The sequence below is a fragment of the Paracrocinitomix mangrovi genome (assembly GCF_019740355.2).
GTDB classification, from domain to species: domain Bacteria; phylum Bacteroidota; class Bacteroidia; order Flavobacteriales_D; family Crocinitomicaceae; genus Paracrocinitomix; species Paracrocinitomix mangrovi.
Window position 1 is genome coordinate 3,068,912 of the sequence record NZ_CP091819.1, and the last position, 22,259, is coordinate 3,091,170.

General features: G+C 34.8%; 16 protein-coding genes. 9 read left to right on the forward strand and 7 right to left on the reverse strand.

The annotated features are described in order from the left end of the window. Positions 1–103: 103 nt before the first annotated feature. Entirely contained in the window at positions 104–448 is a 345-nt protein-coding gene (locus K6119_RS13940; protein WP_221832672.1) for a hypothetical protein, read from the forward strand. On the opposite strand, the gene K6119_RS13945 is transcribed toward K6119_RS13940, so the two are convergent. Further along, the gene (locus K6119_RS13945; protein ID WP_221832674.1) at positions 445–3,819 is read right to left on the reverse strand and encodes a SpoIIE family protein phosphatase; all 3,375 of its coding nucleotides are present in this window, start codon (positions 3,817–3,819) and stop codon (positions 445–447) included. The two genes, K6119_RS13940 and K6119_RS13945, sit on opposite strands and share 4 nt — an antisense overlap. Positions 3,820–4,060: 241 nt before the next feature. Between K6119_RS13945 and K6119_RS13950 the strand changes: the two genes are divergently transcribed. From K6119_RS13950 to K6119_RS13960, 3 genes are read left to right on the forward strand one after another with little or no spacing between them, the layout of a single operon-like run. Continuing rightward, positions 4,061–6,775, forward strand: a complete 2,715-nt coding sequence (locus K6119_RS13950; protein ID WP_221832677.1) for a 2-oxoglutarate dehydrogenase E1 component — start codon at positions 4,061–4,063, stop codon at positions 6,773–6,775. Between the two features lie 27 nt (positions 6,776–6,802). Then, positions 6,803–8,077 carry a 2-oxoglutarate dehydrogenase complex dihydrolipoyllysine-residue succinyltransferase gene (gene odhB, locus K6119_RS13955; RefSeq protein WP_221832679.1) on the forward strand — a complete coding sequence of 425 codons (1,275 nt, stop codon included), beginning with the start codon at positions 6,803–6,805 and terminating at the stop codon, positions 8,075–8,077. 37 nt (positions 8,078–8,114) lie between these two features. Continuing rightward, the gene (locus K6119_RS13960; RefSeq protein WP_221832680.1) at positions 8,115–8,729 is read left to right on the forward strand and encodes a YqaE/Pmp3 family membrane protein; all 615 of its coding nucleotides are present in this window, start codon (positions 8,115–8,117) and stop codon (positions 8,727–8,729) included. 47 nt (positions 8,730–8,776) lie between these two features. Here K6119_RS13960 and dprA read toward each other — a convergent pair whose 3' ends face one another. Together dprA and K6119_RS13970 are read right to left on the reverse strand one after the other, a co-directional pair. Further along, positions 8,777–9,871, reverse strand: coding sequence for a DNA-processing protein DprA (gene dprA, locus K6119_RS13965; RefSeq protein ID WP_221832681.1), 1,095 nt, complete (start codon positions 9,869–9,871; stop codon positions 8,777–8,779). Positions 9,872–9,929: 58 nt separating this feature from the next. Beyond that, entirely contained in the window at positions 9,930–10,847 is a 918-nt protein-coding gene (locus tag K6119_RS13970; protein WP_221832682.1) for a hypothetical protein, read from the reverse strand. Positions 10,848–11,231: 384 nt separating this feature from the next. Between K6119_RS13970 and K6119_RS13975 the strand changes: the two genes are divergently transcribed. From K6119_RS13975 to K6119_RS13990, 4 genes are all read left to right on the forward strand, one after another. Beyond that, a complete protein-coding gene (locus K6119_RS13975) occupies positions 11,232–12,446 on the forward strand; it encodes a T9SS type A sorting domain-containing protein (protein WP_221832683.1) in 1,215 nt (404 codons plus the stop codon). Between the two features lie 101 nt (positions 12,447–12,547). After that, positions 12,548–14,008 carry an RNA polymerase factor sigma-54 gene (gene rpoN / locus K6119_RS13980; protein WP_221832684.1) on the forward strand — a complete coding sequence of 487 codons (1,461 nt, stop codon included), beginning with the start codon at positions 12,548–12,550 and terminating at the stop codon, positions 14,006–14,008. Continuing rightward, entirely contained in the window at positions 14,008–14,661 is a 654-nt protein-coding gene (locus K6119_RS13985; protein ID WP_221832685.1) for a phosphatase PAP2 family protein, read from the forward strand. Before rpoN ends, K6119_RS13985 begins: the two co-directional genes overlap by 1 nt. Positions 14,662–14,765: 104 nt before the next feature. Beyond that, positions 14,766–15,572, forward strand: a complete 807-nt coding sequence (locus K6119_RS13990; protein ID WP_237828021.1) for a M48 family metalloprotease — start codon at positions 14,766–14,768, stop codon at positions 15,570–15,572. A gap of 13 nt (positions 15,573–15,585) precedes the next feature. On the opposite strand, the gene K6119_RS13995 is transcribed toward K6119_RS13990, so the two are convergent. Continuing rightward, complete coding sequence (locus tag K6119_RS13995; RefSeq protein WP_221832686.1) at positions 15,586–16,305, reverse strand: T9SS type A sorting domain-containing protein; 720 nt, start codon at positions 16,303–16,305, stop codon at positions 15,586–15,588. 294 nt (positions 16,306–16,599) lie between these two features. Between K6119_RS13995 and K6119_RS14000 the strand changes: the two genes are divergently transcribed. After that, positions 16,600–17,175 (forward strand): hypothetical protein, encoded by a 576-nt coding sequence (locus tag K6119_RS14000; protein ID WP_221832688.1) that lies wholly within the window; start codon positions 16,600–16,602, stop codon positions 17,173–17,175. Here K6119_RS14000 and K6119_RS14005 read toward each other — a convergent pair. The 3 genes from K6119_RS14005 to K6119_RS14015 all read right to left on the reverse strand — a co-directional run bounded on the left by K6119_RS14005 (position 17,172) and on the right by K6119_RS14015 (position 22,183). Next, positions 17,172–18,875 carry an OmpA family protein gene (locus K6119_RS14005; protein WP_221832690.1) on the reverse strand — a complete coding sequence of 568 codons (1,704 nt, stop codon included), beginning with the start codon at positions 18,873–18,875 and terminating at the stop codon, positions 17,172–17,174. The two genes, K6119_RS14000 and K6119_RS14005, sit on opposite strands and share 4 nt — an antisense overlap. A 107-nt stretch (positions 18,876–18,982) precedes the next feature. Next, a complete protein-coding gene (locus K6119_RS14010) occupies positions 18,983–19,576 on the reverse strand; it encodes a riboflavin synthase (RefSeq protein ID WP_221832693.1) in 594 nt (197 codons plus the stop codon). Then, positions 19,577–22,183, reverse strand: coding sequence for a T9SS type B sorting domain-containing protein (locus K6119_RS14015; protein WP_221832695.1), 2,607 nt, complete (start codon positions 22,181–22,183; stop codon positions 19,577–19,579). Positions 22,184–22,259: the final 76 nt, after the last annotated feature.

The following is a 22,259-nucleotide window of genomic DNA, read 5'->3' on the forward strand; positions in this document are numbered from 1 at the left end:
ATCTGTTGAAAGGGAAATGTAAAAATGGTGTATTTTATTTTTTATCACAGCTATTTTATTATCTGTGAAATTATAAAATGATTGTGTACCTCAAACTGAAAAAGTGGATTTAACAATTGATAAAACCGGTCTATCAAAATACTTTGATAAAGCAGAATTTGTTCAAAAGACAATAGCTCAAATTGAAAAAGACCTGGATGGACTATGTAAGTTACAAGTTGAATTTACTTCAACAAAAGAAGATGATGTATTAGATCATATTATGGTACAGCTATCTGAGGTGCTCAAGCAAATGTCTTCTAGAAATTTGCAACAATTCATTTACAGGGTGGATCTTCAAGAAGGACAATATTTAGAAGCGCTTAGAAAGGAAGATGAGTTGGTAGAGTTATCATATATGGTGATAAGAAGAGAAGCGCTTAAAGTTTATTTAAGGACACAGTTCTAAATTCGTACTCCAATCATACAAACATCATCAATTTGTTCCATGGTGCCTCTCCATTTCTCAAATGCATTATTTAAGAGTGCTTTTTGTTCAATCACATCTAAATTGTGAATCTCAGATACCAATGCTTTTAAATTTTGGATTTTGAATTTTCTACCTGTCTCTTCTCCAAACTGATCTGCAAATCCATCAGTAAATAGATACAATACATCTCCTTTTTCCAATTTCACGGTATGGCAAGTGAAAGGTAATTTCTTAGGATGCAGTCCAATTGGTTGTTTGTCTGGTTTTAATTCAATTAAATCCTCGCCTCTAAAAATCCAAAGTGGATTATTTGCACCAGACCACATCAACTCATTTGTTTTACGATTCCACATACACAATGTGATATCCATTCCGTCTCTGATAACATTTAGTGATGTGAAGTAATCGGCAGGTGGGTTTTTGTCTTTGGTAAGCTGTTCAATCACAACTTCTCTGGTAAAGTCAAGGAATTTACCGGTGTCTTCTAAGCCTTGTTCTTTAACTGCACGATTCAATGCATTTGAACACACTACACTTACCATTGCTCCAGGTACTCCATGACCAGTACAGTCTGCTACAGCAAAACACAAAATGTCTTCCTGTTCATTCATCCAGTAAAAATCACCAGCTACAATATCTTTAGGCTTATAAAGAATAAATGAATCCGGTAGATTATCAAAGAAGTAATCATCATCAGGTAAAATGGCTTGTTGAATTCGTTTAGCATATGAAATACTATCAGTGATTTCTTTTTGCTTTTTCTCTACCATTTCTCTTTGATAATCTGCTTCTTTCTTTTGCTCTACAACTTCTAAAGTTCTTTCTTTCACTGCGGTTTCTAACCACTGACTTCTTCTCTTAAGTTGTCTTTCTCTGTTTTTAATATAAGTGAACAATCCGGCACCCAAAATCAGTATGATGATTAGGTAAAACCAATATGCTTTGTAAAAAGGTGTTGCAATGCTAAAGGGAATGGAGATCACATTACTTTCACTTCCCATAGTACTTATAGCTTTTACTTGGATAGCATAATCACCATCTTTGAGATCAGTCAATCGAATGATATTTGAATTTCCATTGTTGATCCAGCCATCTTTTTGCCCAACTAATCTGTATTGAAATTGATGAGGTGTTACAGACATTAATTGGTTGCTGGCAAATTCAAAAGTGAGAAAGTTCTCATCCCAATCAAATTCATATTTGCCATCAGCTATAGCATTTCTTTTATTGAAATCGCATAATTCATCATTGATAGAAACATCAGATAAATATATTTCTAATGTTCTATCGGTATTTATCAATTTATCTGGATCAAAAGTTAGTACACCGTTAATTGTTGTGAAGTACATTTTGCCTTGATGATCTACCATGGTTGGATGTGGATAAAATTCTCCAACATTTAATCCATAATTAGAGCCATAACGCATTTTTAATCCTGTAGAATCATTAAAACAGTACAAATCGTTCTTTAATCCTAACCAAAAGGTTCCTTTTTCATCAAGGTATATTGAATTGACACTTTCATTGTCATATAAACCAAATTTTTCATTCAGTTTTTCATACTCATATGTAATGGGGTTAAAACTGTAAATTCCATTGTTTGTACCCAACCAAACATTTTCATCCTTTTTTAGACAACTTAATACCTGTCTGTCTGGGAAATAGTGTTCCTTGCTTTTAGGGCCAAAAAGTATGTAGTCTTTTTTCTTTACATCAGCAATAATAAAGTTCCCATTGTACTCAGAAAGCAACCATTTGTTTGGGGCAATTATTTCACCAAAATCAGTTGTTATTCCAACGGGAAAACTAAAAAGGACCTCTAATTCTTTTGAGGTAGAATCGTACATATGAACAGTTGAATAATAAGGGATTGATTCCAAAAATGCCAATGGTTCATTTCCTTTATTATGCTTAAATAAGACTTTATAAGCTAAAAATCTGTTTGGATAATCTGTACCACTTTTATCGTTTAGATGGAAAACGTAAGGAGATTCATGTACCACCATTGCCAGGTTCCCATCTTTAAATCTAAAATCCTTAGAATAAACATCAGTTCGGGTTTTATATATATATGTTTTAGGAAAGTAATGCTCAGACAATTCAAAATTGTTCAAATTAACAGTTCTCATTCCATCATCATGAGTGATGTACATTATGCTGTCTCTTATCATTAACTGACTTGCAGGTATTGACTGCAATGATCGATTAACGTATGTCAGGTTAAAATAATCCCAGGGAATTAAATGAAACTGCTGTAATTCTTCTTGATAGACATTTACACCACCAGATTTAGTCATTATCCAGATTTCACCACCTGCATTTACACTTAAGCTGCTAATCCTATTGTCATCTAAGCTTTTGTCTTTGTAAATGTTATTTTTTAAATAATTAACCTCGTCTGTTTGTACATCTACCACCATTATACCTTCATTAGGTGTGCTTATCCATAAATTATTGCCATGCTTGATATATCCTAAGGTATTAACTACATTGGGTCTGCCATATTCTTTTTCATTCATTACAACCCTGTCCATTGTACTATCGCTAGCGTCTAGTTTAATTAGCCCACTGTAGGTTCCAAACCAAATGTTGCCATTATCATCCTGGTGAACGAAATTGACAATTCTACTTGCTAGCTCTACTCTTGAAGCTACGTACTTATTGTTGTTTGAAGCGCAGTATTTGTCGATAGGAAGCTTTTGAAATGTTTTATCCTCAGGATTGTAAATAGTTGGCCATGAATGATGAAGACCATTTTCATAAAAGAAGGTGAACAACATTTTACCATCATGCAATTCAATTAGATCAAGCGAACAAATTGGAAAGTCAACTCCAGCCTCTTCAGCAGGAAGTAAAAGTTTGGAGCAATTACCGTTTTCTTCATTAAATAAATGAATTCCTTCTCCCCAGGTCGTTAGCCAAATATTATCTCTACTATCCTTATAAACATTGGTGATAAAAGCATACGGAATTGTGTTTTCTTTTAAGGTGTCTGCATAATAATGCTCAAAACTAAAATCGATAGGATTGAATTTGCTGAGTATTTTATCATTGACATAAGTGATCCAAAATTCATCTTCTCCTGTTTTAAAAATCCCAAGAATATTATTGGATTTAAACAGTTCAGGATACTCCGGAGTTCCTTTGTAAGAGTGAGAAGTGTATCCGTTAAAATGGGTTAAACCCTGATCACTTGCAGCCCACAAACTCCCTCTTGAATCCCATTGATGAGAATACAGAGAATTTGATTTTAGCTGACTCCCACTCAAATGCATGAATACAGCATCTTTTGAAAACTGTGCAAAAATGAGTGATGGAAAGCAGATGAATAAGTAAATTATCCACTTCATTATTTATGGGTTAACCTTTATTAAACGCACCAATTTAAATGTTTTAATATAGAAATTAGCCGGCATAACATGCTTTTTGCCTGATTTATTTCGACCAACACCTATTTTAACTCTCTGTAACTCATTTCAACTAAGATTAAAATAATGATAGGATAAGTATGTATTATATTCAGTATTGTTTGGTATTTAATCTCTATTAAATTTATAGTTTTGTAACTAGCTGTAAGAAACGCTTTATTCCATGGATAAATTCACATATATCGGTAATAGCGACGTAAATGCTATTGATGATTTGTATCAGAGATACGTAGAGAACCCAGAATCAGTTGATATTCAATGGGCTAGATTTTTTGAAGGTGTAGATTTTGCAAAGACAGATTTCGAGTCAGGAGGAATTCCTGAGAACTTTCAAAAAGAGTTTAAAGTAATTAATCTAATTAACGGTTATCGTTCAAGAGGTCACTTGTTTACAAAAACAAATCCGGTAAGAGAAAGAAGAAAGTATTCTCCAACTTTAGATATAGAAAATTTTGGTTTGGAACAGTCAGATATGCAAACTGTTTTTCAGGCTGGAACAGAAGTAGGAATTGGACCTGCTACTCTAAAAGAAATTATTGACCATTTGGAATTGACCTATTGTCAATCAATAGGAATTGAGTTTGCTTACATGCGAGAGCCAGAAAGATATAACTGGTTCAAAGAGCATATTGAATTAAAGAACAGACCCAAATTTACAGCAGAAGAGAAAAAACATATTTTCAAGAAAATTAGCTCTGCAACTCTTTTTGAGCATTTCTTAGCAAAGAAATATGTGGGTCAAAAAAGATTCTCAATTGAAGGTGGAGAGGCATTGATTCCGGCATTGGATGTAGTAATTCAAAAGGCTGCAGAGTTAGGTGTAAAGGAAGTTGTAATGGGAATGGCTCACCGTGGTCGTTTAAGTACTTTGGTGAACATCTTTGGAAAAGATCATGCCTCAATTTTTAATGAGTTTGATGGTAAACAATTTGATACTGATGATTCATTTGATGGTGATGTTAAGTACCATTTAGGATATTCAACTGATGTTCAGACGTTGAGCGGAAATGAAGTTCATTTAACATTGGCACCAAACCCTTCTCACTTAGAAGCGGTTGATCCTGTAGTTCAGGGTATTGCTCGTGCTAAAATTGATGAATATTTAAAAGATGAAACTAAAATCATTCCTGTTGCTGTTCATGGTGATGCTGCAGTTGCGGGTCAGGGAATAGTTTATGAAGTTGTGCAAATGGCACAATTGGACGGATATAGAACAGGTGGAACTATTCATATTGTTGTAAATAATCAGGTAGGGTTTACTACCAATTATTTGGATGCAAGATCTTCAACTTATTGTACAGATGTAGGTAAAACTACTTTGTGTCCTGTGTTTCACGTAAATGCGGATGATGTAGAAGCGGTGGTTCAAACCTTGAGTATTGCAGTTTCATACAGACAAAAATTTGGAAGAGATGTATTCATTGATTTATTAGGATATAGAAAATATGGACATAACGAAGGTGATGAACCTAAGTTTACTCAACCAAAATTGTATAAGGCAATCGCCAAACACGCTAATCCAAGAGAAATTTATTTAAAGCAATTGATTGAAGAAGGTGTGATGTCACCAGCTGAAGGTCAAAAAGATGAAGATGAGCAAATGTCTTTGCTTGATAAATCTTACGAAGCTTCTAAAAAGCAGGATAAAGCAACTGTTTTGAATTTCCTTGAAGTTACCTGGAAAGGATACAGACATGGTAAATTAGAAGATTTTGAGAAATCTCCTTCTACTTCGGTGTCAAAAGCTAAGATTTTAGATTTAGGAAAAAAATTAGCCACACTTCCTTCAGATTTAAAGTATTTCAGAAAAATCACCAAATTATTGAATGATCGTTTGGAAATGCTTGAGTCTAACAAATTAGATTGGGGAATGGCTGAAATGTTGGCGTATGCAACATTGTTGGATGAAGGTCACCCTGTAAGGGTTTCTGGACAAGATGTTGAAAGAGGTACATTCTCACACAGACATGCTGTTGTTAAAACGGAGGATGATGAACAAGAAATAATCACCCTTAACTTGTTGAATGATAAACAAGCCAAATTCAGTATCTATAACTCTTTGCTTTCTGAGTATGGTGTTTTAGGATTTGAATATGGATATTCATTAGCAACTCCTACCGGCTTAACTATTTGGGAGGCTCAGTTTGGAGATTTCTATAATGGAGCTCAAATTATGGTTGACCAATTCATTTCTTCAGGTGAAGATAAATGGTTTGTTCAATCAGGATTGGTAATGTTGCTACCTCACGGATATGAGGGAATGGGAGGAGAGCACTCTTCAGCTAGAATTGAAAGATTTTTACAACAATGCGCCGACTTAAACTGGCAAATATGTAATCCAACAACTCCGGCTAACCACTTCCATTTATTGAGAAGACAGCTTCATAGAGAATTTAGAAAACCATTGGTTGTTTTCTCACCAAAGATGTTGTTGAGATATCCAAAAGCTGTATCTACAGTTGAAGATTTGGCTACTGGAAGTTTCCAAGAAATTTTAGATGATGATGTAACAAAATCTAAAGTGGATACTGTTGTGTTGGTTTCAGGTAAGTTTTACTATGAAGCTAAAGAAGAGGCAGAGAATAGAGGAGTTACAAATGCTGCATTCATTAGAATTGAGCAAATGTATCCTTTCCCACACCAACAGTTAAATGAATTGTTGAAAAAATACAAAAACGCTAAAAACATTTTCTGGGCACAAGAAGAACCTGAAAATATGGGACCATGGAGATACATGGCAATGGAGTTGAGACATCTTAATTTAGATGTTGTTTCAAGACCTTCATCTGCTGCTCCTGCTGCTGGTTCTAGCGATTTACATAAAAAGAGATTAGGTGACTTGTTTAACAAATTGTTTAACAAAATCGCCGGTAAATAATATTTTAAACCTAATAACAGAAAAGAAATGTCTGTACTTGAAATGAAAGTCCCTTCACCGGGAGAATCAATATCTGAAGTAGAAATTGCAACATGGTTAGTTGCAGATGGAGACTACGTTGAAAAAGATCAGGCGATTGCTGAAGTTGACTCTGATAAAGCTACACTTGAGTTACCTGCAGAAGCGTCAGGAACAATTACCTTAAAAGCTGAAGAGGGAGATGCTGTTGCTGTTGGAGCTGTAGTATGTTTAATTGATACTTCGGCTGAGAAGCCTGCTGGTTTTGAATCAAAAGCTGCTGAAGCAGCTCCGGTTGAGGTAGAGGCAGCTCCTGCAAAAGAGGAAAAAGCTGCACCTAAAGAAACTGCTAAACCAGATCCAACTCCGGCAAAAGCGGATAGCCATGCAACGGGACATGCTTCTCCTGCTGCTGCTAAAATCATGAGTGAGAATGGGGTAAAAGCTAATCAGATTAGTGGTACAGGAAAAGATGGTAGAATTACCAAACAAGATGTTTTGGCATTATTAGCAGGAGGTTTCTCCGGAGCTGATGCTGTTGGTTGGGGAGGAACAAGAGATAAATCTCTTCAAAAAATGTCTATGCTACGTAGAAAAGTGGCAGAGAGATTGGTTGCTGTTAAGAATGAAACTGCAATGCTTACAACCTTTAATGAGGTTGATATGAAGCCAATCATGGATATCAGAAACAAATACAAAAAGATTTTTGGTGAAACACATGATGTTGGTCTAGGATTTATGTCATTCTTTACAAAAGCGGTAACAGAAGCTTTGAATAAATTTCCTGCAGTTAACGCAATGATTGATGGTAAAGAAATGATTATGCATAACTATGCGGATATAGGAATTGCTGTTTCTTCACCTAAAGGTTTAATGGTGCCAATAGTTAGAAATGCTGAGCAAATGAGTTTAGCAGAAATCGAAAGAGAAATCAAAAGATTGGCGATCAGAGCTAGAGATGGTGAAATTACTCCTGATGAAATGACAGGTGGAACCTTTACAATTACCAATGGTGGTGTGTTTGGATCTATGATGTCTACACCAATAATTAATCCTCCGCAATCTGCAATTTTAGGGATGCACAACATTGTAGAAAGACCTGTTGTTGTGGATGGACAAATTGTTGTTAGACCAATAATGTACCTTGCACTTTCTTATGATCACAGAATTATTGATGGTAAAGAATCAGTAAGTTTCTTAGTTGCAGTGAAAGAAATGTTAGAGAATCCTGAGACAATGTTGTTCGGAGGTAAAGATCCTGTTGAAGTATTGCTCGGACTTTAGTATATTTAGAAAACTAACCCCTTAAAAACAAAATCCTATGAAACAAAAGTTAAAACTACTAGCTACAGCATTTTTCACATCTACTTTGCTGTTATCATGCGGAACAGGACGTTTTGCAAACATGAACGGAGATGGAAATAATTGCGAAGAAAGATGTGGTTTCGGTGATGAATCGAGCGCAGCAGAAGGTAATGATGGATACGACGCATCACTTGAAAATTTACCTCCGGCAGCTGAAAGAAGATTCAGAACTAATGCTGAGAATGTTTCAAAAGGGGAAGAAGTTGTTGAAGTAGCAGATAGCAAGTCAACTGATGAAGTTGTTGTTAAAAGTGAATCTCCAAAAAGAACTGAAAGCAACTTAAAAAGAAGCAAAAAAGCTAATAAGTATAAGTCAATCATTGAAAAATTGGCACAAAAGAAAAGAGGTGGCGGAAGCACAAATGTGATATTGTTAGTGATCCTTGCCATTTTAATTCCGCCTTTAGCAGTGGGAATTTATGAAGGAATTACCGGTAGATTTTGGTTGGTATTAATTCTTTCTTTGATTGCTTGGTTAGGAATTGGTTTTTGGCTTGGATGGCACATTGCTGGATTATGTTCACTAGCTGCAGTAATACTAGCCCTTCTGATAGTATTAGGGGTCTGGTAACAAGACAATAAAAAAATTAAAAAGGGGATGTTTATCATCCCCTTTTTTTATTGTGCTAACTTATATCTTTTACCGGGTAAAGAGGTTACTAATCCTTTTAATTCAAGATTAAAAAGGAGTACAGAAATGTTAGAAGAATCCAATTTTGTCTCAAATGCAAGTGCATCAACATTAAGTTCTCCTTTTGATTTAAATACATTAACCAACTTGCTTTCTTCAGGATCTAAATCCTCTAAAATGTTGATGTCTATCACTTCACTTTTTTCCTTTTCTTCCCAGTTCATTACTTGAATTACGTCATCTACATCTGTAATAAGATGTGCCTTATCTCTTTTGATGAGGTTATTGCATCCAGATGAAAATTCTTTATCTGCATTTCCCGGAAAAGCAAAAACTTCTCTATTGTAGTCATTAGCAAGATTAGCTGTAATCATTGATCCTCCTGATTCTGAACTTTCCACTACAATAGTTGCTTCACTGAGTCCTGCTACAATTCTGTTTCTTTTTGGAAAGTTGGTAGGTTCACCTATTGTACCCGAAATGAACTCGGTAACAATTCCTCCATTTTCCATCATTTGTTTAGCCAGTGCTCTATGTGCTGCGGGATACATGGTGTCTAATCCATGACCTAAAACGCCAATTGTGGGGAGATTATTTCTGATAGCAGCTTCATGTGCTGCTTTGTCAATTCCGTGAGCCAAGCCACTTATCACTTGAACTTCATAAGGAACAAAATCTTTTACCAGTTGATCCACCATTTTTTTACCATACGAACTGGATTTTCTGGTGCCTACAATTGAAATGTTTCTTTGATTAAAGTAAACATGACCCATTGTAAACAATACAATTGGTGCATCTGTGCATTGTTTTAAGTTCTTAGGGTAATTAGGGTCTTTATAAAAGTAAAGTTGGATGTTGTGCTTTTCAATGAATTCAAGTTCTTGTTCAGCTCTAATTAAACATTCTTCACGTCTTAAATCCTGTACTAAATCACTTCTCAAACCATGAATATGTCTAAAGTTTGATTCTTTTTCTTTAAAGATACCTTCAAGACTTCCAATTGCTTCTAACAGTGTCTTTGCAGTTGTCGGTCCAAGGCCATTTAAAATACTCAGTGCAATTTGGTAGATCCTTTCGTCCATAAAACAAATCTACAAAATGACGATATAATAATCAACAATATGATTAAAAAATAAGAAATTAATTATAATCGTATACCTCAAATTTTTCTTCACTCATTAACTGAATCTCAGCAATCCAGGCATTAATTTTCTCAGTGAATTCGTAATCAAAATAGTTCAAAGCTACAATATCTTCAAGCTCTTTAATTACTTCTTCTTTCTTTCTATTAAAGTCCATGTGTTTACTAAAAAACTCATCTTTCAACAGTTTTTTATGTTCATTTATATGACTCATGTACGCCTCATTATCTCCATATTGTGATTCAAAAATTTGGAACTTTGAAACCATTTCCTTGAGCTTTCCATTTCCTATATCATATGCGGCTTCTTCCATGTCATATTGATAAATCCAATCTGCATTTGGAATGTAATTTCCCTCTCCATATCCGCCAAATAATGATACCACAATGTCCATATAATCATCATCAATTTTTTCAGATGTTGTTTTGGCTTTCTTTTGGTAAGGTTCATTTTGAATAAAAAATTCAAATCCTGCACACTCTGCTGCACAATCAACTATCAATGGTTCAAACGTTCCATCCGGAAATTCATACATCCTTTCTTCAAGCCACATGTAATCAATATAATCACCTTGTTTATGCTCATTTTTCAATGGTGTTTCCGTTTCACTTAGATCATCTGATATTTCAAATACCATTTTTCTTCCTTGTTCAAGATTTTTAAGTAATTCGTCTGGTGAACTTATTTGATTGAATTCAGATTGAAATTGATGCAATTTGTCAATCATTCTGGTACTGAAAAAATCTTGTAATTCAGGAATTTCTTCCTCCTCTTCAAGTATATTATTATCCATATCCTCAGTTGTGGTGTCAACTTCTTCAGTTGTTGAGTCAGATCCGGTATCAGCTGCTGTATCATTGTTGCACGATATGAAAAATATTACAGAAAGAATGGCTAACAGATTGATTTGCTTCATTGTGATTTCACTTTTTCAGTTCAGTCATTGAATATAACCCTTTAATCAATAGGGGAGGAAAAATCAAAGTATCAATGTAACTTATATTTCCCCAGAAAAAGTAGAACGCTATTATTAACTATTCACCTAAATGGTGATTTGAGTGCCACACAAAAAGTTTAAGCCGCCGATTAACTGAATACTTGCTTAAATTGAAAAGGGAGATACTGTAAAGCACCTCCCTTTTCTCAGTTTATTTTATAATCAGTTTTTTCTCTGTTGCAAAAGATATGCCATTATTTGGTTTATCTAATATTTCAACTAGTTGATCAGTGAATTATACAGTTTAATCATTCTATTTTAGAAGTAATTGCATTTAATTTATCTTCACTTAAAACCCAGCTTATGAGAAAATATTTACTGTTTTTTATCCTGTTTCCTTTTGAATTGTTTGCTCAGGTGGATTTGAGTGTAGAATCTGTTCATCATAGAATGGGTGTTAGTGGAAATTACCAAAAAGGCATGGAATATTTTTATGTCCCAGATTTTTATGCCGGAGATGTGGAATTAAGTGCAATAGTTACTAATCAAGGGATAGATACAGCTCATAACGCGTACATAAGCGTTGATGTATTTCATAATGGTTCATTCGCAAATACTCATGAAAGTTCGCCAATTGACTTATGTGGAGGTTGTACTGATACATTTTACGTTCAGAATAACTATATAATTACTTCTTACATCCAAAATAGGGATTTTGAATTTGAAGTATTTTCAGATGAATCGGATGTCAATTTGAACAACAATTTAGACTCTGCATTTATTAAGTATGAGTCATCAGGAAATGGGTATCAATTGAGAAGAGATAATGACTCAGTTTATGGGTATTTAGATTCTATTCCTGGTGTGAGTTTTGACCCACAATGTTTTGGAAATGAATATGACGTATTACATGATCTGAAAATTCCGCGTGTTCAAGTATACATTTCAGATGATCAAAATAACCTAAATGAATTGATTTTTTTGTCGATTTTCTTTAAAGATATTTCAGATTCAACTTGGACTTGGGGTACCCAAACCTATGATTATACAATTAACCAAAGTGATTTGGGTAACTGGGTTATAATTGATTTGTTTGATGATTTTTATATGTGTGAGGGGCAAAAAATGCTTGTTAATGCGTGTGATTATGTAGGACAGGTGAAATTTGGACTAGGACAACCAACAGATGATTCTACAAGTTGGGGTTGGGCTTGGTCTTCTCAATATGAACCAGAATTTTCTTTAAATCAAGTTGTTTTATGTCATCCAATAGTAGTTGAAGCCGATTGTGATGCGGGTATAAATGGTGTGGAAATTAATGATTTTAAAATTAAAGTATTGCCTAATCCGATTAAGGATATAGCACAAGTTGAGTTTAATTTGAGCCAAGCTACTAATGTACAATTAACGGTTTCCGATATTTCAGGAAGAATTTATGAAAATTTGGAATTTGGGCATCTGAAACAAGGTGAGCAAATCCTTTCTTTGAATTTTAAGGATTATTTAACAGGAGTGTATATCCTAACCTTAACTACTGAAAATCAATCAGAAAATAAAAGAATTATTGTCTCAAGATAAAGAAATATCTTATTCTAAAGATTTTCTATCAAATTTTGTACCATTTTGGTTTTTTCACTCATATGTTTTAGTTATATTTGAGTGAATACAGAATTGTACAGATGTTAAGACAGCAGCTAAGTCAAAAATTACTTCAAAAACTTTCTCCTCAACAAATTCAGTTGATGAAGTTGTTACAGGTGCCTACTATGGAACTTGAGCAACGCATCAAAGAAGAAATTGAGGAAAATCCTGCTTTGGAAGAAGGCAAAGAAGACCATGATGATGACTATGGCTCTGAGGATGATTATAATGACGATTTAGGAGAAGTTTCTGAATCACAAGAAGATTTTGACATCAACGATTATCTGGATGATGATCTTCCCCAATACAAAACATCTGTTTCAAATCAAGGTAGAGATGATGACGATAAGGCAGTTCCAATTTCTGGAGGTGTTTCTTTTCATGAGATCTTAAAAGATCAATTGATGTTGCGTAAAATGACGGATAAGGAAAGAGTCATTGCTGAAAACATTATTGGAAACATTGATGATGACGGTTACTTGCGAAGAGAGATTGAAGCAATTGTTGATGATCTAGCCTTTACACAAAACGTGATGTGTACTGAAGAGGAGGTAGAAGATGTTTTATTCCTTGTTCAGGATTTAGAACCGGCAGGTGTAGGAGCAAGAGATTTAAGAGAATGTCTTTTATTGCAATTGGAAAGACGTCACCATGGAAATATTGCAGTTTATACGGCAAAAAAGATATTGGAGAAGTGTTTTGAAGAGTTTACCAAAAAACACTACGATAAAATAAAGGCCAAATTTGAAATTAGTGATGAAGATTTGAAAGATGCAGTTGATGAAATCACCAAATTGAATCCTAAGCCTGGTAATTCACTGAAAGAATCTACCAACTCTAAAAATATTCAACAAATCATTCCTGATTTTATTCTTACTGAAGAAGAAGGGGAGTTGAGTTTGTCATTAAATAGCCGAAATGCACCTCAATTAAAAGTGAGCAAGTCATACGAGACAATGCTTAGAAATTATGCTGAAGGTGCCAAAAGCTCGAAAGCGGATAAAGAAGCACTCACTTTTGTGAAGCAAAAATTGGATGCTGCAAAATGGTTCATTGATGCCATTTATCAAAGACAGCAAACTTTGATGTTTACCATGAAAGCCATTTTAGAGTACCAAAAAGAGTACTTTTTAACGGGTGATGAAACAAATCTTAAACCAATGATCCTAAAAGATATTGCAGATATCGTTGGTATGGATATTTCAACTATTTCTCGTGTGGCTAACAGTAAATTCATTCAAACACCATACGGTATCATGTCCTTGAAATACTTTTTCTCTGAATCGCTATCTACAACTGATGGAGAAGAGGTGTCAACCAGAGAGGTGAAAAAGATACTTGAAGATGCTATTGAAGGTGAAGACAAGAAAAAGCCTTTAACAGATCAAAAGTTAACAGATCTTTTAAAAGAAAAAGGATACAACATTGCCAGAAGAACCGTGGCAAAATATCGCGAACAATTAAATATACCTGTAGCAAGATTGCGTAAGGAATTGTAATGAGGCAGATATTTTCGATTATTTCATATTTGTTTCATCCATTTTTAATGCCTTTGTTGGGCTTATTCTTGCTTTTTGAAACGTATACTTTACCATTTAGTATTTACAAGTTAGATGCGCTCTATTATTTTCCGGGGCAGGCTAAACAAGTACTTTATGTTGTTTTAGGAATCCTAACTTGTATTGCTCCAGGCTTGAGTTTGCTTATCATGTACTGGAATAAGTTGATCAGTAGCCTGGAAATGGAGGATAGAAAGGAAAGAACTTATCCATTTATTTTAGTCACATTCTATTTTATCCTGGCTTATATTTATTTGAAATTATCTATTCCAGAAGCCTATCAGCATCCGGCATTGATGAGTTACTTTTTTGGAATCATCTTAACTTTTGCTGTTTCCTTTGTCATTAATTTTTATGTTAAGTTAAGCTTGCATGCTGCAGCAGCTTTTGGAGTGTGTGGTATGTTGTTGGCATATTATCAAACTCAACTGGACAGTAATCTTAATGTGATCCTCATAGCTATACCCCTTGCAGGATTAGTTGCTGGCTCAAGAGTGTATTTAAAAGCACATACTTTTGCAGAAACAGTGCTAGGAATGATTGTTGGATTTGGCGTACTTTATTCAGTTGTTAAGTTGCAGCTTTACATCTAATGGCACACTGCTTGTTATTTAATCTTTATGGAGATTAATCAGATTAAAAAAAGCTTTAATTTTGTTCTCTCAATAATTATAGATTTTTCATCAAAGAAGGTATTATGAGCAGATTATTAATGTCAATTTTAGCGGTAGGATTACTTGTTTCATGTGGTACAGGTAAAGATGGTAAATCAGATGTTCCAGACGGAGGATTCAATTTATTTCCGGTAGAGAAAGATAGAGAACTAGGAGCACAAGTTGCTAAAGAGATTGCCAGTAAACCTGCTGAATTTCCTATTTTGGATTCTGCTTCAAATGTGGCTGCTTACAAATACATTTATGGTGTTAGAGACAAAATTTTGGCAACTGGACAAGTAAAGCATAAAGATGATTTTTTATGGAAGATTCATATCATTAAAAACGATACAACACTTAATGCGTTTTGTACTCCTGGTGGATACATTTATTTTTATACCGGAATAATCAAATATCTTGAAAATGAAGCTCAATTGGCTGGTGTAATGGGTCATGAAATGGCTCATGCAGATTTAAGACATTCAACCCGTCAAATGACTAAGGTGTTCGGAGTTCAAATTCTTTTAGCTGCAGCTTTAGGTGACCAATCTGTATTGGGACAAATTACTACTGGATTACTTTCATTGAAATTTTCGCGTAATCATGAAACTGAAGCTGATCATTTAGGAGTACACTATTTATGTCCAACTGAATGGCAATCTGATGGTGGAGCTGGTTTCTTTGAAAAGATTATGGCTGAAGGTGGACAAACTCCTCCTGAGTTTTTAAGTACACATCCAAGTCCGGATAATAGAGTTGAAAATTATCACACTTGGGCGCAAGAAGAAGGATGTTCAGGAAATGCTACCAATGAAGCAGCTTTCAGAAACTTTCAGGCATTATTTGATTAAAAAAAAGTAGCGCTCAATTGAGCACTACCTTTCTTGTTGTCATTTTCTTGTCTCCCTGCATGATGGTGACAAAGTAAATGCCGTCAGGTACATTTGTGTCAAATCGCCTGCTACCTTCCGATTTCTCTCTCATGATAACCTGACCAAGTGTATTAACCAGTACAAATTCGTATTGATTTTCATTTTGTGTTTCTATGTTGATTTTTTTCTCAAATGAAAACACTAAAAATTCTTCTTTTTTCTGATTGCAATAAGTACCATTGGCAATGTCAGTTAGTTGACTGGTTGCTATGTCCACTTTTTCTTTTTCAGGGGCATAATCACCATAAACTGCAATGCGATTAAGTCTGAATCTTCCTTCTTGATAAAATGTCATGTTCAATACGAATTTAACGTATAAAAACTCCATTTTATCGGTGTGTATATCTGCGCCTAATCGTGCATCCTTATTGATTGTTTTCCAACGTTTCCCATCTGTAGAAACATAGGGAGTAACACAATGAATTGCACAATTTTCAATGATGTCTGTTTGAGCTGATAAACGCAAGTCTGTAAAACCTATCATTTCATCAATCTTTTTACTGATGCTGATATTATAATTGCCAGATTGATGCTGAAAAAATTCTAAATGATCTCTTTCAAAATAAGTTCTAGTTGCTGATGAGGTTCCAAGTACCTTCCATCCTTCAAATCCTTTTTCGGTACCAATTCCACATTGGTACAGGGTTTTCATTTTTGATGATTGCCCATTGTCTGAGCTGTTGACGGGGCTGTGTGTAATGGCTGTAGCTTTAGCTGTAAAGCATGTTATACTGAGCAGCCCAATTAGTGTTAAAGTTTTCATATCGAGGTTCGTTAAGGTTGTCTGCTAATAACATAACACCACCACCTCAATTTGGTTACTGATTAATCCTATAATTACATCAATAAAATAATCAAATCGCTTTTGCAATTATATGACTAACCTAAAATCGTTATTTATTGTACCTTTAAAGCATACCATATAATAAACCCAATGTTGAAATTCATGAAATATTTGATTTTGTTTTTATTCTCAGTGTCATTGGTAGCATGCTCTTCTGCAGATGATGAGTACTACCAAAATCAAGAAAATGATAATGATGATGACGAAGAATTGTCAGAGTTTGACCAGGTTTTAGAGGATTTTGAAACCGCAGAACTTCCTTATGAATCGGCTACGACATACGATAGCTACAATCCGTCTGAATATTTGAGTTCTGAAGATTATCAGCTATTGCAGTTGTACATGGTTTTTTCTGATGGATATTTTGAGGATATGTATTCTGCAACTAACAAGATTACAACAGATTCAGGTATTCAAATGATAACAGTAAGTGCTATCAATTTTGATGAAGAGTTATCAACGTATTTAATTACGTATGATGAAAGAGGTTGGTACCTCAGTAATTTGAGATTGTCCTTTGATCAGGATGTTGATGATCCTATTCAAATGGAATCTAAAGTGACGAAAGATGAAGTGGTGATTAAAACAATTGTGAATTTTGCCGGAGAGCAAATAATTTCTGAGGAAGTTTACAAAGTTAATGAAGATGGAACTTTTACTTCTGAACAAGAAGTTTAGTCAGAAACAAATTCAATCTCAATTCGACGGTTGATATCTCGTCCCCATTTGTAGCGGTTTGGAGCAATTGGATTTTCAGATCCCCAACCTTTGTGATACAATCTATTTTCGGCAATCCCATTGGTAACTAAAAAGTTGTAAACGGCTTTGGCTCTTTCTTCTGAAAGTACCTGGTTGTTTTCCTCAATTCCTGAAGCATCAGTATATCCGTTGATGTTAATGCGCACATTTTTGTGCTCTTTCATGTAAGACACCAATCCATTTAACATCTCAACTCCAAATCCATCTACTGGTAATTCAGCACTGCTTGATTTAAATATTAATGAATCAATAATGAAGGTGCTTCCTAAATCATTTGAACCTTGATTGTTTAAGAAGTAAGAAAAATAGCTGTGCTCAAGTGCGGCTTCATCAAACACGTTTGGATCATTGTACAATTCCTCATTTACTAGTTGGTCTCCACCATGAACAGTTTTAGCCAAAACCTTGATTTCAATTCTTCTATTACCTTCTCTAGTACTTTTATATCTATTACTATAAATAGGTTTTTTTGGACCATAACCGGCATATGTAATTCTATCTTCAGGATATCCAGAACTGATTAAATGATCATAAACAAACTTTGCTCTGCTTCTAGATAAAGAAACATTCTTTTCATAAGATCCCGAATTGTCTGTATATCCACCTACTTCAATTTTCAAATTCGGATCTCCATCTAAGGCCTTTTTTAAGTTGATGATATCAGCGTTTGAACTAATTCCCGGAAAAGTAGTTTTACCCGGCCCGAATTTTACGTTATATAGTACAATATCAAACCCTACAGGAATAGCTTCAGGAACTACAACTAAGTGTTCAATTTCAATGTGTAACTGAGTACTATCAATATGCTCTGGCATTGGAGGACATAGACACTTTTGAAGAGAGTCAGAAATCATGAATTCAGGATAAGGTTGAAATTCTTTGATTCTTTCTCTTTGCGTTTGATATCTTGGACTTGTATTGGCACCATCTGTTCCTAAATCCCAATAGTTTACTGCGTCCCAATCAGAAAATCCACAAAACTGCTTTAAAATAACCGCCGAAATATAACCTGAAGCATGCCATCCATTCCAACAATGTAAATATACAGGTCCTGTCTCTTCTTGAGTAGCCGCATTGTAGGTCATCTTTATCATTTCATACACATGAGACGAATCGTAATAATCATATTGATAATACTTAAAATTATTCCAGCTGTTATCTACACAATTACAAGTGTCTCCAATAGGAGATTCTTCAAAGTTTTGACGGTATAAATAAACACCTGCAGAAAATCCTTCTTTACACAAGCCGCTCATTCCATCTAAAGGAAGAGGATTTTGATTTTTTCTTTTATCTGTTTTATGAAAATAGTTGTTGGCACCTCCTCTATAAGCAACACCATGTAAAATTGGTCGCATATTTCTGGTACCATACAAGCTATCAAATCCATCACCTTTATTGTTGGTGATTTTGTACATCAAATCAGTTTCAACATACCGATTTTTGTAGAATTCATGATTCATTCTAAAATTGCCTTCTACCGCAAAGAGTGAGTCATAATTAACTGGTTTTGTAGTATCCGCGATAATAAAAGAGTTTAACCCAACTTTTATGGTGTCATCTTGACCCCACGAAAATTGCGCTAAAAACATTGCCGTTATTCCCAAAACCCATTTCATCACTACAAAATTACGGTCATTCTATTGCATCATTGCAAAGGTCATGCTAAAGTTTTACACAGCTTTTTATTCGTAAAGCATAAATGATTAATCGCAAGGCGGCTGAGTTAAGATATAACTCCTTGTTGGCTGAGCATGCGTTTTACATATTTTCCAATAATATCAAACTCTAGATTTACCTTATCTCCAACTTTTAGTTTTCCAAAATTGGTGTGTTCCAAAGTAAATGGAATAATATGAACAGAAAAACGGTTTTTTTCTGATTGTACTACGGTTAAACTAACACCATTAACGGTAATAGATCCTTTAGGTACTGTTACATCATCAAAATTGTATTCAAATACAAACTCGGTACTACCTTCATGATTAATGATTTCAATACAACTGGCAGTTGTGTCTACATGTCCCTGAACAATATGACCATCTAATCGACCACCCATTTGCATACAACGTTCTACATTAACCACATCTCCAATTGATAAATCACCCAAATTGGTGCGTTTTAGTGTTTCGTCAATAGCGGTTAAAGTATAGTTGCTTCCTTCTATTGAAACCACGGTAAGACAACAACCATTATGAGCTACACTTTGGTCTATTTTTAATTCATTCGTAAAAGGACAACTAAATGTGAAGTGAACGTTGGTGTCCTCTTTTATTATGTTTTCTACTTTGGCCAATGCCTCAATTATGCCTGTAAACATTTAATGTTGTGAATTAATTATGGTGATATTTCCTTGGAATTCTCTACTTACCAATCCTGATAATTTGATTTCATATACCGTAATAGTGTAGAAATAAACACCATCATTGCATACTTTACCTTCAAGATTTACTCCGTCCCAGTCAATCTGAGGGTCTGTTGTTTCGTAAACCAGGTCTCCCCAACGACTAAATATTTGAAGTTCTATGTGATCTACAAATTTATAAGGAAGCAATGGATGATATAAATCATTTGCTCCCGAGTTATCAGGTGTAAATACGTTTGGTAAATCATAAACTCCATCACAGTTGTCTATACACGCAATATTGGATGGTTCCGACTCATTTCCATATTGTGCAGAATCTATAGCAGTAATGTAATAACAACCGGCAATACTACCGCGATCGGCATGGGTAAATGAAGTATCAAATTGAGAATTAAAAGAAGTCAAAAATTCCAAACTATCGCCTTCAAAAGCAGCAAAATATAAGTTGTAACTCATTACATCATCAGCACATGAATTGTTTGGATTGGTCCAGGTTAAATAAGTTTCTTCTACATCACAATCACCGTCAATAAATAGTTCCGGTGGACATGGAGCTGTTAAATCAATAGGTGATCCGCAAACTTCTTGCGACCAGTTTTCAATAGGGTTTACTATTCCACCAGAAGAATAACTTCCAATGGTTTTAATTTTATAACAGTAATCTGCACCATTTACTAAACCTGTGTCTACATACCCAATTGAATTTGTTGTGCCGATTAAATTAAATATTCCACTGCCGGCAAATGTTTCTCTATATATTTCATATGAAGTATTGTTCCATGGAATAGATTCTGTCCAGTTCAATTCTAATTGATTGTCATTTGGAGTTAAGGATAGATAAATGGAAGAAGCGGTAACAGAAGAACCGACTAAAATCCCATCATTATACAATTCTACTCGATAGGTGTAAGGGTTGTTTTCTGTATCCAAATTACTGTCTTCAAAAGTTGTATCCGGATTAATAATTGATGTTTGAGGTGATGTTGTTAGCACAAGTGATTCGGTACCAGAGTAACCTTGAATACGGTAGAGTTGATAGTGATAGGGACCTGTGAATGATAATGTGTCAAGTTCTTTAGGATATGCCCATTTTACAGTATCTGTTCCTGTAGAAGGATTAGTAGTGTTTATGGAAACGTGCGTCAAAACAGGGATTTCAAAATTCAAGTGCTCACAGTCTATATTAGATAAACAACTTTCAACACCATTTGAATTGACAGCAGTCACTAAATAACAATAATCATTACCTACTACAATTGGACTATTGTCAATGTAAAATGTATCTGTCGTTGTTCCTACCAGTTCGTAACCTAATCCCTCTGCTGCTCCATTTGAACAACAATTTTCAGCTTCTGTAAGTGAGTCTGTATTTCGATAAATATTATAATGATCAATGTTTCCACAAACTGAAGGGTTCCAATTTATTACCATGGTACTTCCTGAGGGGGTAACATTCACATTTTGCACTGGTGGGATGTTTACTTTAATTCTGAAAGTTGACAAATCTTCCAATGGTACATTAGGGTCATTGTCCACTGCATGAACTATAATGTTGTAGTAATTGTTAGTGGCATCTTCACAATTGGGCAACCACATAAAGGTCCCTACTGCCGTATCAGCAGCTGTTGAATCCACAAATAATGCAGGATTGTTACCCACGTTGAAAATAGCGCCTGTTGCACTAACAGTCACAACATCTCCAGCATTTGGATCTGCTGCAACAAAGTCAATTTCAACTTGGTTTCCTGCAAAAACACAGGTGTCTGAAACGTCTTTAATTACAGGAGGATCATTGTTGCATGCCTTTACTGTCAATTGCATATCCTGAATGACTGATCCTACATAAAATCCATTTCTCCATTCAGTAATTTTAATGGCCAAATTGTATTCTCCTTGAAATTGTGGTGAATCCCAGCAAAGCGTTCCAGTAATTGGGTCTATTGTCATAGTTCCACCACCAACTGCATCAGGGTATTCATAAATTTCAGGCATGATCATTTCCAAACAATCTTCTCCTCTACAAGGCACCAAAGAGTAACTTAAACTGTCTCCATCAGGATCATAGGCTGATAAATTGTAACAGTATAGTTTATTCAGACAAGCAAATTCAGGACAAGGACAATCTTCAATAACCAATGAATTATTAGGTGTTCCAATAAATGGTGAAATAACCAACTCTGTTTGGATACAAAATACTTTGTCAACCGAATTTGTAATATTTAAAATATTTGAATTCCTGTTTGGATCTTCAACACTTATAATATAGGATGAAGGACCTGTAAATGTATGCGAGCCAATGTATGTGTTTATTTGAACGTCGTATGCTTGAATAAAATCAATTGGCGTTTGTCTGGGAATAGTGTCCATTGAACCATCACCCCAACTGACTTGTAGTTCAGGTCTATCAGCATCACTTGATGTTTTTGTACAAGTGGTAATAGTAAATTCATAAGTGTATCCACTAATGTGTCTGTAGGTAATAGATCCTGAACGATTGTGCGTTGCTCCGGCTCCAAAAGCCGTGAACAAAAATATGATCAGATATGTGATTTTTAACCTCAACTTCAGTGCTGATAAATTGACCTACGCAATTTTTTGAAATTCGCAGGCTTACAAAATTACAAAATTACTAAGGTGT